Here is an 18,112-nt window from a genome sequence, read left to right as displayed (position 1 = left end):
AATACCCATCTACTTTTCGCTAATTAATTGATAAAGCTCTTATCTTTTACTATTATAAATCCTTTTTAGCAATAAGTTTAAAAAAAATTATAAATGCAGCCATAAAGCTGCACTTAAATTTAGTAAACAACAACTAGATAAATAAGCTTTTTATATCTGAACTAAAAATTCGAAATCTAATGTACTTAGAGTATGAAAGGATATCTCTATCACTTTCTCCTACAATCATTTGTTACATCACTTTATCTGAATAATTAGTTTCAAAAAAAGTAGCCTACTTTAGAGTAGGCTACTTTTATAATTAAATTAATTACTGAAGATACCAATTGGTGTCAACTGTACCGCCACTAGTTGCCCAGCTTTGGAATTTCGTATAGAATGTTTTGATATTTTTTGTTTCTGGAGGATAAACAAATGAAGATGGTATGATTAATCCCCAAGGCTCATTATTAATTGATTTGAAAGGGTCTGTGTTTGACAATAAACTACCTGTAGAATTAGCAATCTTCAACGCGTCAATTTTGTCAGTTCCTTTATATCCAACTAAGTGAACTTCTCCTCTGTCATTTCCAGCAGAATTATAATTTACGATAAACATATTTAATGTTTGGAATGTAAAACTATCAAGAGGAGTTGTAAATTCAATTGTAATAACCACATCAACTGGTGCATAATTATTAGTTTGTGTATTTACAAATCCAACATTATTCAAACCAAAGGCCTTGTGTACATCATCAGCAATAGTAGCAACTGCAAATTTTTGTCCTGTTTCAACGCCATTAGCTCCTAATTTTAAAAGAGAGCCTACTAAGTCTGCACGTGAATAGGTAACTTTACTTACTGAATTTGCTAAGATACCATCTAATTGAACTGCCACAGCAAGACGTTTTAAGGCACCAGCCGCTCTTAATTTTCCTTTCAATACAACTTTTGTTACTTTATTTGAAGTATTTTGGAATTTAACCACATTCATATCAACTACAACGTCATTCAGGTCATAATCACCTAGTTGTGGCCAGTTATCTTCAAAAGCATAAGAATAAGTCCCAAGATTAACTTCTGTTACAACTTGGTCTTCTGGCTTATCATCACCAGGGCCTTTGTTTCCACCACCATTACAAGTAGTGCCAGGTATAACCACAGTTGATTTATCAAAAGGAACAATTGTTGCAGGGCTTTCAATTACATAATATGTTTTCCATTGCTCATTAGCTGTATGCTTTGAACAAGCGATTTCAAGATTTCCTTTATAAGTGATTGCGTTCCATTGACCTTTTACATCAACTTCCTTCATTCTTGCTAAAGCTCTACCAGATGAAGCAGGTCCTTTCATTACATTACTATTACTTGTGAATTTAACAATTTCAGTTACCTCTAAGATAGCATTCGCGAGTAAATTGAATTCAGTACCACCACTTTGATAAGTGTCAACACTCAGCATACCACCTCCTTCAATCTTGATTTTAGCACCATTTGTTAAAAGATCTTTGATTTTGATATAACACAACGTTTCTAATGTTGAATTAGTTAAAAGCCCTTTTTCAACATACATAGAGCCTTCATTTCTAATCAAAGTAGAAGTAGTAGTACTTGTAAGATCTTCAAATGTTATAGTTCCATAGTTCTTTAGACTTGCATTGGTAAATACAGCCTTCTTTGCTTTGAGCGTACCATAGTTACTGTAGGTTGATTCGTTTGATGTTGTCATATTATCAAACTCAGCTTTGCCACAATTAATAAAAGTACCACCAGTGTTTTGAGTCAATTTATTGATATTAATCGAACCGTTTTCGGTTATAATTAAAGTATTGTTACCACCTACAACAAGAGCATTATTTGAATCATGCCATTCGCCATCAATATAAACTTTTACGTTGCTTGTACCATTATTAAGGTCGATATTACCTTTGAAAGAAACACCAGCTTTCACAACATAAGTCTTGTTAGACTCAATTTTAACATTATTGTCATCAGCTTTAATTTCAATTGCACCAGCTGGAACAGCGTAATCAGCCACTGAATAAGAAAATTTAGGGGCTAAAGTGTTAGATTTAGATAAATCTGTGGCAACTCTTACACTTTCCATACCAGTATTAATGGCTCCGTTGAGTGAGATACTCAAGTTAGTCATTTTTTCAACCGGAATCATTGTTACGAAAGGTACTTTGGTTGGAGATATTCTTTTAACGTAAATGTAGTTCAACATAGTTGGAACTACGATTTTACCTGTAAAATCTTGACCTTTTTTGGCAACACCAGCACTAAGCAAATTTGCTTGTGTACCAAGCATTGGATCATTATCATATAATTCCACACGGTAAAAGTATTTACCACTGAATTTATCATCAACAGCTACCTTGAAATCCATTGTCTTAGTAGTTGACCAGTTAAAATCAGCTGGAATAACTACATCGCTTGAAAACAACTTTGGAGAAGATGCAACAACCTGTCTTTCTAAGTCGGTCTTCAAACAACCTGAAAGTACAAAGACGATGGAAAAAGCTAAAAGAGAGGGGATTGAGATTGTCCTTTTTAATAAAGGAACGATTTGAGATTTAACCATAACAGTAGATAAAAAAAGTATATAAAACTTTTGGTATTTAATAATTAAACGGTATGGGCTCAATAAACATGCCAAGGCCAAAAATCAGTAGAAGTCAGCTCACAAAAAGCGAAGAAATAAGCTCCTAAATCTGAGGAAAAGGAATTTCTAACAATGATTTCTAACAATATTTTTTGTTGAGTGAAAAGAGAATATTCTAACTCAATTCAAACTAAGTTTTTTATTCTTTTTGATTGAATTTCAAAACCACATTTTTAAAGCATAAACACCCAACATAAATAATTGATTATCAAACACTTACAAGAATACACACTAGTTACATATATTTTTCAAGCCAAAATTCGGATAAAAGCAATAATAAGCTTAGGTTACTTTTTCATTTTAAAAGCTCGCATGTAGATTTGCAACACCTTAAATCGAATTGATTAGAATATTTTTAAAATATTTTAATAAAAATTAGAAAAAAATATTATTCAAAAAGGAATAATATCCAAAAATAGGAATTTTTTTCCAAATATTGGAATTTCAACAATTAAAGATAAAAAAAATGGAAAATTAGGTTGACAAGACAATTACAAGAAAAAAATTATTAAAAGGTACCAAATTGAAAGGGTAAATAAAATTATTTTTGGTGAAGTGGTTGATGTTTAGGGTTATATAAAAAATTGAAAAAATCAATAAAAAAGGGAAGAATTCTTGAAAATAAATTATTATTCAAAATTAAAAACATTGGCATCAACAAAAAAAGGTGTTCCATCAAAATGATGAAACACCTTCCATTGCACAAATATTCATTAATTAATCAGCTTTTGTAAACTTAGAAGTTCGGCCAATTAAAGAAATACCGATAAAACCTCGAACATCAAGTTGAGTTGGAGAGGCTAAAGTCATTTTGCAAGAATATGTTTTTCCATTTTTTGGATCGTAAACTTCACCGTTCTCCCAAACACCTTTTCCAGTATTTTCGAAGTTTTTCAAGTTTATCAAACCTAAAAGTGGTCTGGTTTTGAGTTTAGAATCAGGATTTTCTTTATCCAATCTAGGTTTTCCATTTTCGTTTGGTTCTTTAAGCCAAACAATTTTTCCGAAAATTTTTTCACCCTGTTTGAAAAACTGAATTTTACCAGTTTTTTCTTCATTATACCAAGTACCTTGCGTAATATCCTGGGCAAAAGATAAGCTTGAAAACAATAAAAAAGCAATAATTGAAAGTGATTTTTTCATACTCATAAAGAATTGATTAGGTGAATGAAAAATTTAGTTTTTGATTGATGAATTTTAAAAAAATATAGGTAAAAAGCGTAATCATAATTCCAACAATTGCTCCTACAACAATATCGGTTGGAAAATGTACTCCCACATAAATACGACTATAAGAAACAATTATTGCCCAAAATAATAAAAATGCTGGTAGCTTTAAAGACCAATTATTCAATTTAGCTAACAAATAAATAGCCATTACCAAGGCAAATGAATTTGAGGCATGACTTGAAGCAAAACCAAACTGTCCTCCACAATCACCAACAACATGAACAAGATTTTGAATAGCTGGGTCATGGCATGGCCTGAAACGATGAAAAAAAGGTTTCATAAACCCAGAAGTAAATCTATCAGATAGACCAACTGAAAGTAATACAAAAACTAAATTAATGGCAAATCTGTTTTTGGTATTTTGGAATAAATAATAAATAATATAGATATAGAGTGGAATCCATGTGAAACGATAAGTCACCCAGTACATGAGTATATCAAAAAATTGGTTATGGTGACCATTTAACCACAAAAACCAATCATATTCAGTATATTTTATTGTTTCTATCATGCTTACAAGTAGCCCAAAACATTTCGAACGTTATTCATAGTAGCCTCAGCAATTTCACGTGCTTTAGCTTCACCCTCAACAAGTTTTGCATCTAAGGCTTCACTGTTCGACATATAATAATTAAATATTTCTCTTTCTTTCTGAAATTTTTTCCATAAAACTTCAAACAACATTTGCTTGGCATGGCCATAACCAAAGCCGCCAGCTAAGTATTTTTGACGCATATCTTCTACTTGTTCAGGTTCAGCAACCAAGGAAAATAATTTAAAAGTTACATCAGTTTCAGGGTTTTTCGGCTCTTCAAGAGGCGTACTATCAGAAATGATTGCTTTTATTGATTTTAGAAGTGGTTTTTCGTCCAAAAAGATATTAATAAAATTATTGTAAGATTTACTCATTTTGGTTCCATCAGTACCTGGAATAACCATGACATTTTCATCAATTAATGGTTCTGGTAAAACAAGTACTTCACCATAAGTTCTATTAAATGAGGCGGCAATATCTTTAGACATTTCTAGGTGCTGACGCTGGTCCTTCCCTACTGGCACCAAATTAGCTCCATATAAAACAATATCTGCAGCTTGTAAAACTGGGTATGTAAAAAGACCAGCATTTACATCTGCAAGCCTATCAGATTTATCCTTGAATGAATGTGCATTAGCAAGCATTGGATAAGGTGTTTGGCAATTCAAATACCACATCAATTCGGTATGATAACCTGCCAAGCGTGATTGGCGGTAGAAATAGTTCTTATCAGCATCAAAACCACAAGCTAACCACGCCGCGGCAACCGCTCTTGTATTTTCTTGCATTACTTTTGCATCCTTGATGGTTGTCATGGAGTGCAAATCTGCAATGAATAAAAAGGATTCATTTGCAGGATTTTGTGAAAGTTTAATTGCAGGCAAAATTGCTCCTAAAATATTTCCTAAATGCGGACAACCACTTGCTTGTATGCCTGTTAATATTCTTGCCATATTTTCTGTATATCTGATAAAAAAAACTTAATTTCCCACAAAAATAGATAAAAATACCAATGCTAACCCATCATTCGCTTCAATTTTTAAGAAACTTAAATCAAAATAATAATCGAGAGTGGTTTCAAGCCAATCGACAGGATTACGATAAAACAAAAGTAGAATTTGAAAATACTTGTCAGGAAATTCTCAATGGAATTTCACAATTTCAACCGAACTTATTAAATACTACGGTAAAGAGTTGCCTCCTACGAATAAATAGAGACATTCGATTTTCGAATGATAAATCACCTTATAAAAAATATATAGCAGCAGGTTTCGGGCCTGGTGGTAAAAGTTCTGGATTTGTAGATTATTACTTACAAATTCAGCCCGGCGAATCTTTTCTTGGAGGAGGTATGTGGTCTCCTACTCCAACGCAATTAACAAATTTCAGACAAGAAATTGATTATAATCCACAACATTTAAAGGGAATTATTGAAAATAGCCTATTCCGAGATTACTACAAAGAAATACACGGAGAGAAAGTAAAAAAGATGCCTAAGGGCTATCCTATTGACCACCCCGAAATAGAATTACTAAAATACAAACAATTATTTTTTGTCCATCGCTATTCTGATGAAGATGTGACCCACCCCAACTTTGCCAATGAGGTAATCGAGGGTTGTAAAATCTTGAAACCTTACCTTGATTATATCAATGAAATATTTTTTGGGCAAACTGATTAAACTAAACTTCACTATTTTAATCTAACTCAAGCCTAAGCTTATTTTAATGAACTTACATCATCCAACAAAACTAATTCAAGCGGATATTAATGAATATGGCGGGGAATGGGGAATACCCCAAATAACACATCTTCTAAAAAGGACAATGTTTGGAGCTTCACCTGAAGACATTGCTTATTTTCAAAAGAAAACTCTTTCTGAAACAATTGAAGAACTTCTTAGCCCACAAACTCCACCAGAGCCACCATTAAATTTTTATAATACAAACGATTACAAAGACCCACAAGGAATTTTGCTGGGTGAAACTTGGGTCAACGCCATCTATGGAGATGGTACAGTAAACGCCAAAAGAAGGGCATCATATAAATATTGGTGGCTAATGCAAATGGCTAATCAAAAGAGAAGTATTCACGAAAAAATGGTGCTCTTTTGGCATAATCATTTTGCTACTGAAACTGCTGATGTCGATGATGCACGTTTTGCTTACATCCATAATACTGTGTTAAGGAAATTTGCTTTGGGTAATTTTAAAGAATTTGTTAAACAAATTACCCTTGACCCTGCCATGCTTCGTTATCTGAATGGGAGATTTAACTCAAAAAATGCCCCAGATGAAAATTATGGCCGAGAATTACAAGAATTATTTACTGTTGGAAAAGGTCCAAATTCAAAATATACTGAAGATGACGTAAAAGCGGCCGCAAGGGTACTTACAGGAATTGGCATCAATAATGATAAAAAGGTATATAACTTGAATGTTACTAATCATGATACATCAGACAAAAAATTTTCATCTTTTTATAATGATACTATTATTGTAGGGCAGAGTTCTGTGGGTGGCATGTTAACCGAATTAGAGGATTTAATAAATATGATTTTTTCTGTTGATGAAGTTAGTAAATATATATGCAGGAAAATTTATATATTCTTTATTCACTATGAAATAACTGATGAAATTGAAAACAATATAATAGAACCACTTTCTAAAATATTTAAGGAAAATAATTTCGAAATAAAGCCAGTATTAACCACTATTTTCAAGTGCCAACACTTTTATGACCCAAATATTTTTGGTTCAATGATAAAAAGCCCTCTTGATTTTATTATTGGAACAATCAGGGAATTCGGGGTTAATTTTCCTTCTCCCAAAACATTTTTACAAGAATACTACAGCTTATTTGGAGAACTTGTACGACAAGGACAAAACCTTCAACAAGATATTGGCGACCCACCTAATGTTGCTGGCTGGCCAGCTTACTACCAAGTACCTATGTTCTACGAAATTTGGATAAATTCTGATACTTACCCTAAAAGAAACCAATTTACTGAAATGCTAATTAATATTGGGATTCTTAAGGGTACTCAAAAAATTCAAATAGATGTTGTTGGATTTGCCAAAAAACTTCCTGTACCAAATGACCCAAATCAGTTAATTAATGATTCGCTTCAAATACTTTACAAAATTCCGATTACAAAAGAATTAATTGAGCAATTAAAAAAAGATATTCTGCTAAGTGGACAATCATCCGACTATTATTGGACAGATTTATGGGACGCCATGATTAATAATCCAATAGATTTTGAGTCATACAATATGGTAGTTACGAAGCTAAGAAATTTGTATTCATACTTAATGGCACTACCCGAATTTCAACTCTGTTAATCTTAATAGTCATTCAAAATGAAACGTAGAGATTTTTTACAAAATACCTTCACTGGTGTAGTAATGCCAGCATTGATAAATGGAATTTCGTTTAAAGCATTTGGCAATATTGATGAAAATACGATTGGGGATGATAACGTTTTGGTGGTTATACAATTATCGGGTGGAAACGATGGGCTAAACACTGTCATTCCGATTGATAAATATGCCCTATATCAAAACGCAAGAACAAATATTGCAATTCCTAAAAATAAATTGTTAAGTATTCCACAAAATGATACCTTAGGTCTGAATCCATCAATGACTCCTTTGCAGACCATGTTTAAGGAGGGAAAAGCAGCATTAATACAAGGGGTGGGCTATCCAAATCCAAACTTTTCTCATTTTAGAGCTACAGATATTTGGAATTCTGCATCTGATTCAAACGTTTTTATAAATAATGGTTGGGCAGGAAGGTACTTAGCAATCGAAAACCCTAATTACCCGACTGGTTATCCAAATCAAAGAAATCCAGACCCATTAGCCATTCAAATTGGATCTGTCGTAAGTACTGCACTCCAAGGCCCGATCAGATCAATGGGTATGGCAATATCAAATCCATCCAATTTTTACGACTTAATTTCTAATAAGGTTGAAAGTGTACCTAATACTTTAGCTGGAAAAGAGTTAAAATACCTTCGTGAAGTTGCGAATCAGACAAATTTATATGCGAATTCCATTAAAAATGCAGCTTCTAAGGTTACCAAACAAGTCACCTATCCAAACTCCAGTTTGGCAGGACAATTAAAAATTGTTGCACAACTCTTAGGAGGCGGGCTTAAAACTAAAATTTATTTTGTCAATATAAATGGATTTGACACCCACAGTAATCAGGTAAATACCCTCGATACAACCACGGGAACACATGCAAATTTATTGAAAACTGTTACAGAGGCAATCAAAGCATTTCATCAAGATTTAGTGGGAATGGGGGCATCAAAAAGGGTATTAGGTGTTACCTATTCGGAGTTTGGCAGAAGAATTAAATCTAATGCAAGTGGAGGAACTGACCACGGAGCCGCTGCCCCAATGTTTTTATTTGGAGATTTGGTTAATCCAATAGTATTAGGTAAAAGTGCCGATATTTCAGCAACACCCAACGCAAACGATAACATTACGATGCAATATGATTTTCGTTCTGTTTATGCTTCTATTTTAACCCAATGGTTTTGTCTAGATGAAGCATACGTTAATGATGTATTATTGAAAGACTTCCAACCTTTACCACTCATTCAACCACAAGCCTGTGGTAAAATTACAGCAAATGAGCCAACCATTTTAAATGAAGAATTATTGAGCAATTATCCAAACCCATTCTCTGATTCAACAACAATTAGATTCAAAACTTTAGGTGGACATACAATGATTCAGATATTTGATAATATTGGCAGATTAGTTGCTGTTCCGATTGATAACGAATATGAAGCTGGAATTCATTCAATTACGATTGATACAAGTAATTATAGCAGTGGAATGTATTTTGCTAGACTTCAAAATAACTCAATGCAACAAATTCATAGAATGATGAAATAGTATAAGACAGTTTTCTGACGGTCTTATACTTATATTGAACTCAATATGACTTCACAGGCAAATTTTATTTCATCCTCGGTAATAATCAATGGGGGAGCAATTCTCATAGAATTATCACAATATAAAAACCAATCAGTTATCACACCTTTTTCGATGGCTTTATCAATAATTGGCTTTAATACATCAAAGCTTTCAAACTCTGCAGCCAACATGAGTCCAACACCTCTTACTTGCTTGATTTTAGGGTGAACTAATAGTTCTTTAAATAACTGTGATTTTTTTTCAACATCAATCAATAAACATTCTTCATGAATAACCTTTAAAGTTGCCAAAGATGCGGCACAACTAACTGGATGCCCTCCAAAGGTAGTAATGTGCCCTAATATTGGATTATTTTTAAAAACAGACATGATTTTTTGAGATGCAATAAATGCTCCAATGGGCATTCCCCCGCCCATTCCTTTAGCACAAAGTAAGATATCTGGCACAACATTATAATACTCAAATGCCCAAAATTTTCCAGTACGTCCAAAACCTGATTGAATTTCGTCAAAAACAAGCAAGGCTCCCACTTCATTACACTTTTCTCTTAATGCAATTATATAATCTAAATCACTTGGAATTACACCAGCTTCACCCCCAATTGGTTCATAAAAAACAGCCGCTGTATGCTTGTTTACTTTCGCCAAATCTTCAAAACGATTTCTCTCAATTTTTTCAATGGAAGATAACAAGGGACGATAATTACGCTTAAAATGTTCATCTCCCAATGACAATGCCCCTTGAGTTGAACCATGATAAGCTCTATTGCAAGAAATAATTTGTGTTCGTTTAGTATATCGTTTGGCTAATTTCATAGCCCCCTCAACTGCCTCTGTCCCCGAATTTGTAAAATAAACATTATCTAAATTTGTACTTTTCAAAGTTTGACAAATGGCATCTGCTAACAATACCTGTGGCGTCTGAATATACTCACCATAGACCATCAAGTGCATGTACTTATCTAATTGACTCTGTATAGCTTGAATAACTTTAGGGTGTCGATGCCCTACATTACTTACTCCAATGCCAGATATTAAATCTATATATTTCTTATTATCCGAATACAAATAGATACCTTCTGCCTTTTCAATTTCAAGTGCTAGAGGAAATTCAGATGTTTGTGCTAAATTTTGTAAAAAGAGTTGACGGGTAGTCATAAGTAAATTCATTTTCTTGCAAATTTGGCACAAAAAAAACTCGCATGCAAAGCCCGCGAGTTTTAAGTACTAACCTATTATTTATGAGTCGTTAATTACTCCAAAACTAAACTGTAAACATAATCATTTCCTACATCCATAAATGACGATTATTTCAAGCATCCCTTCGTCCTTTACTTTATAATCATCTATGTCACGAAAATAATAGTTAATTAAGAACTTGCAAAAGACATGAGACAAAACCCCTAAATTCTGCGACTATATTACTTACTACCAATTCTTCGTAATAATTCATCGGAAAATTGTTCGCTTACAGGTATCAAATGTTGACCAATACTGATTTTTAAATTACGTATAGATTCAATTTTATTTAATGAAACGATGTAAGATTTGTGTACACGCATAAAGGGCAATGAAGCAAATTTCTCTTCAATACTCTTCATGGTCATTCTCGTAATTATGGGTCTTGGCTGTGAAGCAACATATATTTTTATATAATCTTTTAACCCTTCAATATACAGAATTTCAGCATATTTAACCTTAACTAAAGAGTACTCAGCATTAACAAAAAAATGTTCATCTGGTGTTAAAACCTTCGGATTTCCCGAACTTTCTTTAAGTTGGAAAAGTTCATTTGCCCTATTACAGGCCTTAAGAAATCTTTCAAAGGATACAGGTTTCAATAAATAGTCAATGACGTTTAAGTCAAATCCTTCAATAGCAAACTGGTCATAAGCAGTTATAAAAATAATCATTGGGTTAGAAACCATACTTTTTACAAACTGCACTCCCGTTATCCCTGGCATTTGAATATCCAGAAAAATTAAATCAATATTTCTATTTTCAGCTTTTTCTTTTTGAATTAGTTCAATAGCATCAAATGCATTTTTACATCTTCCTACTAATTCAAGAAATGGAACTTGATTTATATTATCCTCAAGTAAATCAAGTGCTAATGGTTCGTCATCAACCGCGATACAACGCATATTCATTAAAGCAATTAAGCTCGTTTAGATTAATAATAGGTTTGTATAGTTAAATTCTACCTATCAATCAATGTTTCAAAAAAAATCACAAGAAACCTGCATTAGACAGAATAAAAATCATCTTGCTAGAATAAAAGTAAGAAAGAATTCAATTAAAATGTAGAGAATTTACTTAAATTTTAGTTTTAAATCGGTTGTATATAAATTATCACTTTCTGAAACCGCCAATTCATATTGCTTAGGATACAAAAGTTCTAATCTTCGCTTTACATTGTTTAAACCAATTCCAGAAGCTCCGTCTTTGATTTCCTTTTTATCATTACTAAACTTATTACTTACTTTAAATTTCAATTCGCTTTCATTTGCATCTAACTCAACTCTAATGAATGGATTTTCTATCATCCCTACGCCATGTTTGAAAGCATTTTCTACAAAAGGAATCAATAACATTGGTTCGATACTCTTACTGCTACCCGAATTATTTACTTCGAACTCAATGTTTACATAGTCTCCAAAGCGTACCTTTTGTAAATCAATATAATTAGAAAGATATTTCACCTCATTTTCCAAGGAAATTCTCTTGTCATCTTTTTCATAAAGCATATATCTCAACAAATCCGACATCTTAAGCAAAACAGGCTCTACCATATCCGATTTTTTTCTATTCAATGAAACCAAACTATTCATCAAATTAAACATGAAATGCGGGGAAATTTGAGAACGTAAGAACGATAATTCTGATTTCAATCGTTCATTTTCATTCTCACGTTGAATTTCTTGTTGTTTTTGGTAATCAGAGAAGAAACAATAAGAAGCACTAATTCCAAAAACATATAGATATTGAATGAAAGCATTTACGTAAAATAATGATTTGTTGATATCGCTACCTACAAAGGTAATTCTAACAAAAAAACGTCCCCAAAGTAGCACTAAAATCAAAGCTACAACGCCTAAGAAATATCGAATTGGCTGTTTTTTATAGATTTTAGCGAATAAAACCTCAGAATTTACGTAAAATAAAACTATTGAAGAAACTGAAACATATAGCCAGTAGGTTGTATTTGTATATGGATTTACCCTAGACCTTGCCGAATCATTTTGAAAAGCGTTTAACAGTGGTAGGGCTGTGTATCCAATCCACATTACAATGTGAAGGACAAAATAAATAAATCGATTTTTAAACATGTTTGTCTTTAAGTGTAATAGGTAAGTTAGTAAGTTTCAATACAATTATATTAAAAATCATCCAAAAACGATTTCGTTTAAGATAAATCAAATATAAACCGAGACTTAGTTAGGCTATTAATCGACAAAAGCCTTCATTTACTCAATGAAGGCTTTCTTAATCTAAAAAATACTAGTCTATTTTTTCTTCAACAAATCTTACACTAAATGCCGCCAATAAAAAACAAACTCCCCCACCTATAATGGCATAAATAGCTTGATTATTATATAGATATTTCACAATTGGTCCACCAATTATTCCATTGACAATTTGTGGAATTGTAATGAAGAAATTAAAAATGCCCATATAAATACCCATTTTTTTTGCGGGAATTGCTCCTGCCAAAATGGCGTAAGGCATTGCTAAAATACTAGCCCAAGCAAAGCCCACACCTATCATTGGGAGTATTAACCAACGATAATCTGTGATGAAATAAATTGAAATCAGACTAATTCCCCCAATTAAAAGTGAATAAGCATGTGTTCTTTTCTTTCCAACATTTTCTGCAATCTTAGGTAACATAAATGCATAAATAGCCGAAACCGCATTATAAACACCAAAAATTACACCAACCCAGTTAGCTGCATTATTGAATTGTTCTGAACTTGAATCATCAGCGGGTAAATTATAAATATGTTGTGCGATTGCACGTGTCATAAAAACCCACATTGAAAACAACCCAAACCATGAAAAAAACTGTACAATACCCAATTGTTTCATAGTTTTGGGCATGTTGCCAAAATCTTTGAAAATATCGAAAAAACTACTTTGTTCCTCTTCTACGTGTTCGTCGCCTTCAAATTCTGCTTGTTCTTTTGGAGAATATTCAGGGGTTTTTATGATTGTCCAAATAATACAGGTTAACAAGAAAAATGCCCCAACAATAAAAGAGAAAACAAGGCTAAATGGTACTTTCCCAGCCTCAGTAGTTTTTTCAAATCCGAACCATTCTGTCAAAACATAAGGCAACCAAGAACCTACCACCGCTCCAATTCCAATCAAAACTGTTTGAATTGAAAAACCTAAAGTTTGTTGAGAATTGTTAAGTTTATCAGCCACTAATGCTCTAAATGGCTCCATAGCCACATTAAATGATGCATCCATCATCATTAGGAAGCCTGCTCCTACCCACAAAGCTGGAAGAAAATCAACGAATAAATCTGCATTAGGCATTAAAATAAGGCCTATTGTTGCCAAAATTGCCCCTGCTAGGAAGAATGGACGTCTTCTGCCGAGTTTGGTCCAAGTTTTATCACTGTAATGTCCAATTATTGGCTGAATTATCATACCCGTAAATGGTGCAACAAGCCAAAACCAAGACAAATGTTCAACATCAGCCCCAAAAGTTTGTAAAATTCGGCTTGCATTGGCATTTTGAAGGGCAAAACCCATTTGAATACCCAAAAATCCGATACTCATATTCCAAATTTGCCAAAATGATAATAATGGTTTGCCTTTTTTTGTAGTCATTAGTTTGAATAGGTTAAAGTAAATTTTCTGTTTCGATTATCTAATCTCTAAAATAGTTACACTATTGGGTTCAAGCGTAAGTCTAATTGCTTCCTTAGTAGAAATAGATTTTGTTTGTTGATTAATCTCTGTACTATTTCTATCCTTAGAAAAAACTTCTTTTAAAGAATAGCTGACTGGACCATTTGGATTAATTTTCATCATTTCCCAAGCACCTTGTGGAATAAAAACACCAGTTGAATATGATTTTTCTAAGTCAAAGTTGCAAATAAACAATAATTTTTGTTTATCTGTAAATCTCAAATAGCTAAATATTTTTTGGTCGTTGTAATTAACGGTTTGTCCATTACTATTTACATATTGTAAATCATAGAACTTTCCTTGCGATACCGCTTCATTCTCAGATGCAAACTTCAAAATATCAGCGTATATTTTTCTAAGTGACTTTTGTTGTTCACTAAGTCTGCCACCGTCGTATTGGTGATTATTTACCCAATTCTGAAATTCAGGAACACCCCAATAATCAAACATTGTTGTTCGACCATCTTCACCACTAAATCCCTCTGCCATTGTAGGTTTAACTCCGACTTCCTGTCCAAAATATAGCATTACTGGGCCAGTGTGCAAAGCCGAACTTACAACCATTGCTGGAATGGCACGGAATGGGTCATTGGCAAAATATTTTGAAGCAATTCTTTGCTCATCATGATTTTCAAGAAATCTTAACATTCTATTAGAAAAATCACCTGATTCATTTTGCCATACTTTAGTAATATCGTTGGCATTCCCATGCCCTTCCATTAATCGACGTAATGCATCATACAAACCAACTTTATCGTACAAATAATCAAATTTTCCTTGGAAAAGATACTGACGATAGGTTTGTGGATTGTAAATCTCTGCGATAAAAATAATTTCTGGATTTACTTTTTTAATTTCAGGAATTACCCAACCCCAAAACTCAAAAGGAACCATTTCTGCCATGTCACATCTGAATCCATCAACTCCTTTTTTTGCCCAATAAGTCAAAATATCACGCATTTTAAGCCAAGTACTTGGAATTGGCTCAAAATGTTGTTTCCTATTATTCAGATAATCTACCCCGTAATTTAATTTTATTGTTTCAAACCAATCATTGATGCTCGGTTTTGCCGAAAAAACATCATTTCCAGTAGCTTTTGCTGGTATTTCAGTGTAGTTTTCTTTGGGAACTATTGGAGGATTTACTTCACCTGGAACAACAAACATCTGGTCTTTGATGTAATAAAAGTTATTATTGGCATCAAAAGACTTAGTTTTATCGTCATTTTCGCCAAAATCTTTAACACCTTTCGGTTTTTGGTCAGAATGATAACTTCTTGCAACGTGATTAGGCACACAATCAATCAAAACCTTCAAACCATTATTATGACTTCTCTTTACCAATGCCTCAAATTCTTTCATACGATTTTTCACATCAACCGCCAAATCAGGGTCAACATCATAATAATCTTTAATGGCGTATGGCGAACCAGCGATTCCTTTAACCACTAATGGATTATCTTGAGGGATACCGTAATTTGAGTAGTCGGTCATGGTTGCATGTTCAATAACCCCAGTAAACCAAACATGAGATACCCCAAACTTTTTTAGTTCGCTTAATGCTTTATCATTAATATCATTAAACTTTCCACACCCATTCTCTTCGATACTCCCATAAAACTTGTTGGTTGTTTTAAGGTTTCCAAAAAGGCGAGTGTAAATTTGATATACTACTAATTTGTCTGATTTAGGTAAGTTAGAATTTTCTTTGGTCATTTTTTTTGTTTTTTGAGCTAATGCAAAATGGCTTAACACCAAAAACGCAATCGCAATTAGTTTATTCATTTCTATGCAAGGTTAAAGTTAGTTTCAAATCTAAACAGGATTTTTTTATGAAAAAATAGTTTGTTTGTGTTATTTTGCCATTGAAACGAATACTTTAACACTTATGAAAGCGACAAAAAGTTTACTCCTTCTTGTTTTTGTACAATTAGGCATATTATCTTATGCTTTTTCTCAAAAACCTGATATCCAACGAATTAACCCAACAAATTGGTGGGTTGGCATGAAGAACCCAAATCTGCAAATATTAGTTTATGGCAAAAATACGGGTAGTTCGAAAGTTTCTCTCAAACCCTACACTGGAGTTAATCTAAAAAAAATTCAGCTCACCGAAAATCCAAATTATATTTTTATTGATTTGGAAATTTCCAAAGCCGCCAAAGCAGGAAACCTTCAATTTACTTTCTCGAATGGTTCGGGAAGTACGATTATGAATTACGAGCTAAAAAACCGAACAGCTAAGCCTCAAACAGTTTCGCAAGCAGATGTGGTGTATTTATTGATGCCCGACCGCTTTTCCAATGGTGATGAATCAAATGATAAGTTTGATGATATGTTTGACAAAGACGCCGATAGAAAAAGCCCATGGTTGAGACATGGAGGTGATTTACAAGGAATAATTAACCACCTTGATTATTTCAACGAATTAGGAGTTACCGCTCTTTGGCTAACACCAGTTGTAGAAAATAATACTCACCAAACTAATGAAGGTGGAACCATGAGAAGCTCATATCATGGTTATCATTTCACTGACCACTACCAAATTGACCGCAGATTTGGAGGAAATGCAGCTTATCAAAAACTTATCAATGAAGCTCATAAAAAAGGCATAAAAATAATTCAAGATGCTGTTTACAACCATGTAGGTGAAGATGCTTGGTTTGTAAAGGATTTACCAAGAAAAAGTTGGTTACATAATTGGGATAAATACACAAACACTTCATACAAAGACCAACCATTAATTGATGTAAACGGCTCTAAATATGATAAAAAAGTAACAGAAGAAGGCTGGTTTACATCATTCTTGCCCGATTTGAATCAAAAAGACCCTCTTCTTGCAACCTACCTCATTCAACATGCACTCTGGACCATCGAGTATTTCAATATTGATGCTTGGAGAATTGATACTTACATCTACAATGATATGGATTTCATGAATGCTTGCAATAAGGCTATTCTTGATGAACATCCAAACATGCTATTATTTGGAGAGTCTGCAGTTAATACTGTTATCAGCCAAGCCTACTTTACAAAAAATAACTTGAATATTCCATTCAAATGTAATCTTCCTTCTAGTTGTGATTTCCAAGTTCAAGGTGCGATTAATACTGCTTTGAAAGAAAATTTTGGTTGGAATGAAGGTGTAAATCGCCTATACACAACCCTTGCCCAAGACATGGTATATCAAAATCCAGAAAAACTTGTACCATTCGTAGAAAATCATGATACTGACCGATTTTTCTCAGTAATTGGAGAAGATTTTAACAAATATAAGTTAGGTTTGACATGGCTTTATACCGTTAGAGGGGTGCCTCAAATGTATTATGGAACAGAATTTTTGATGAAAAATTTTAAAAATCCAACGGATGCAGAGGTACGAAAAGATTTTTCAGGTGGATTTAATGGTGATATTGAAAATAAATTTACTGTTGCTGGACGTAATTCTCAAGAGAATGAAGCGTTTGAGTTTAATAAAAAATTGTTGAACTATCGCAAAACTTCAGAAGCACTAACAAAGGGTAAATTTATGCAGTTTACGCCATTTGACGGAGGTATTTACGTGTATTTTCGCTACACCGACAAGCAAACAGTCATGGTAATTAGTAATACCAAAGCAAGTGAAGCAAGTGTTTCAACTGAAAACTTTGCCGAGGTTATGAAAGGTGCTCAATCGGCCAAAAATATCATGACAGGAGAAATTTTAAATGGCATATCTGCAATCAAAGTACCAGCAATGACAGCTTTGATTTTGGAATTAAAGTAACTTAATTTTAACAGTTACGCAGTAATGACTTAAACAATAGACAATTTTTAAAATTGTTGA

General features: G+C 33.1%; 13 protein-coding genes. 4 read left to right on the top strand and 9 right to left on the bottom strand.

The genetic code is table 11. From position 1 onward, the window contains the following. Positions 1 to 310 precede the first annotated feature (310 nt). The 4 genes from EMTOL_RS18570 to trpS all read right to left on the bottom strand — a co-directional run bounded on the left by EMTOL_RS18570 (position 311) and on the right by trpS (position 5,362). Positions 311 to 2,563, bottom strand: a complete 2,253-nt coding sequence (locus EMTOL_RS18570) for an LruC domain-containing protein (RefSeq protein ID WP_015030865.1) — start codon at positions 2,561 to 2,563, stop codon at positions 311 to 313. Positions 2,564 to 3,361: 798 nt separating this feature from the next. Next, a complete protein-coding gene (locus tag EMTOL_RS18560) occupies positions 3,362 to 3,787 on the bottom strand; it encodes a DUF2147 domain-containing protein (protein ID WP_041693665.1) in 426 nt (141 codons plus the stop codon). A 16-nt stretch (positions 3,788 to 3,803) separates the two neighbouring features. After that, positions 3,804 to 4,385 carry a phosphatase PAP2 family protein gene (locus EMTOL_RS18555; protein WP_015030863.1) on the bottom strand — a complete coding sequence of 194 codons (582 nt, stop codon included), beginning with the start codon at positions 4,383 to 4,385 and terminating at the stop codon, positions 3,804 to 3,806. 2 nt (positions 4,386 to 4,387) lie between these two features. Next, positions 4,388 to 5,362 (bottom strand): tryptophan--tRNA ligase, encoded by a 975-nt coding sequence (trpS, locus tag EMTOL_RS18550; protein ID WP_015030862.1) that lies wholly within the window; start codon positions 5,360 to 5,362, stop codon positions 4,388 to 4,390. A gap of 59 nt (positions 5,363 to 5,421) precedes the next feature. Here trpS and EMTOL_RS18545 point away from each other — a divergent pair, with 59 nt between their 5' ends. The 3 genes from EMTOL_RS18545 to EMTOL_RS18535 are packed head-to-tail and all read left to right on the top strand — an operon-like array spanning position 5,422 to position 9,325. After that, a complete protein-coding gene (locus tag EMTOL_RS18545) occupies positions 5,422 to 6,090 on the top strand; it encodes a DUF2461 domain-containing protein (RefSeq protein WP_015030861.1) in 669 nt (222 codons plus the stop codon). A gap of 46 nt (positions 6,091 to 6,136) precedes the next feature. Then, on the top strand, positions 6,137 to 7,753 hold the full coding sequence (locus EMTOL_RS18540; RefSeq protein ID WP_015030860.1) for a DUF1800 domain-containing protein: 1,617 nt from the start codon (positions 6,137 to 6,139) through the stop codon (positions 7,751 to 7,753). An 18-nt stretch (positions 7,754 to 7,771) separates the two neighbouring features. Continuing rightward, on the top strand, positions 7,772 to 9,325 hold the full coding sequence (locus tag EMTOL_RS18535) for a DUF1501 domain-containing protein (RefSeq protein WP_015030859.1): 1,554 nt from the start codon (positions 7,772 to 7,774) through the stop codon (positions 9,323 to 9,325). A 29-nt stretch (positions 9,326 to 9,354) separates the two neighbouring features. Here the strand turns inward: EMTOL_RS18535 and EMTOL_RS18530 are convergent, their stop codons facing one another. The 5 genes from EMTOL_RS18530 to EMTOL_RS18510 all read right to left on the bottom strand — a co-directional run bounded on the left by EMTOL_RS18530 (position 9,355) and on the right by EMTOL_RS18510 (position 16,071). After that, the gene (locus tag EMTOL_RS18530; protein WP_015030858.1) at positions 9,355 to 10,524 is read right to left on the bottom strand and encodes an aspartate aminotransferase family protein; all 1,170 of its coding nucleotides are present in this window, start codon (positions 10,522 to 10,524) and stop codon (positions 9,355 to 9,357) included. A 263-nt stretch (positions 10,525 to 10,787) separates the two neighbouring features. Continuing rightward, entirely contained in the window at positions 10,788 to 11,510 is a 723-nt protein-coding gene (locus EMTOL_RS18525) for a LytR/AlgR family response regulator transcription factor (protein ID WP_015030857.1), read from the bottom strand. 168 nt (positions 11,511 to 11,678) lie between these two features. Then, positions 11,679 to 12,695 carry a sensor histidine kinase gene (locus EMTOL_RS18520; RefSeq protein ID WP_015030856.1) on the bottom strand — a complete coding sequence of 339 codons (1,017 nt, stop codon included), beginning with the start codon at positions 12,693 to 12,695 and terminating at the stop codon, positions 11,679 to 11,681. Positions 12,696 to 12,867: 172 nt separating this feature from the next. Further along, on the bottom strand, positions 12,868 to 14,205 hold the full coding sequence (locus tag EMTOL_RS18515; protein ID WP_015030855.1) for an MFS transporter: 1,338 nt from the start codon (positions 14,203 to 14,205) through the stop codon (positions 12,868 to 12,870). A gap of 36 nt (positions 14,206 to 14,241) precedes the next feature. Next, the gene (locus EMTOL_RS18510; RefSeq protein ID WP_015030854.1) at positions 14,242 to 16,071 is read right to left on the bottom strand and encodes an alpha-amylase family glycosyl hydrolase; all 1,830 of its coding nucleotides are present in this window, start codon (positions 16,069 to 16,071) and stop codon (positions 14,242 to 14,244) included. 103 nt (positions 16,072 to 16,174) lie between these two features. On the opposite strand from EMTOL_RS18510, the gene EMTOL_RS18505 reads away from it, so the two are divergent. Further along, positions 16,175 to 18,052, top strand: coding sequence for an alpha-amylase family glycosyl hydrolase (locus tag EMTOL_RS18505; RefSeq protein ID WP_015030853.1), 1,878 nt, complete (start codon positions 16,175 to 16,177; stop codon positions 18,050 to 18,052). Positions 18,053 to 18,112: the final 60 nt, after the last annotated feature.

Origin of the sequence: Emticicia oligotrophica DSM 17448, from assembly GCF_000263195.1 — a bacterium.
GTDB classification, from domain to species: domain Bacteria; phylum Bacteroidota; class Bacteroidia; order Cytophagales; family Spirosomataceae; genus Emticicia; species Emticicia oligotrophica.
Note: the sequence above shows the minus strand (reverse complement) of the source record. Positions and strands in the feature narration are given on the sequence as shown.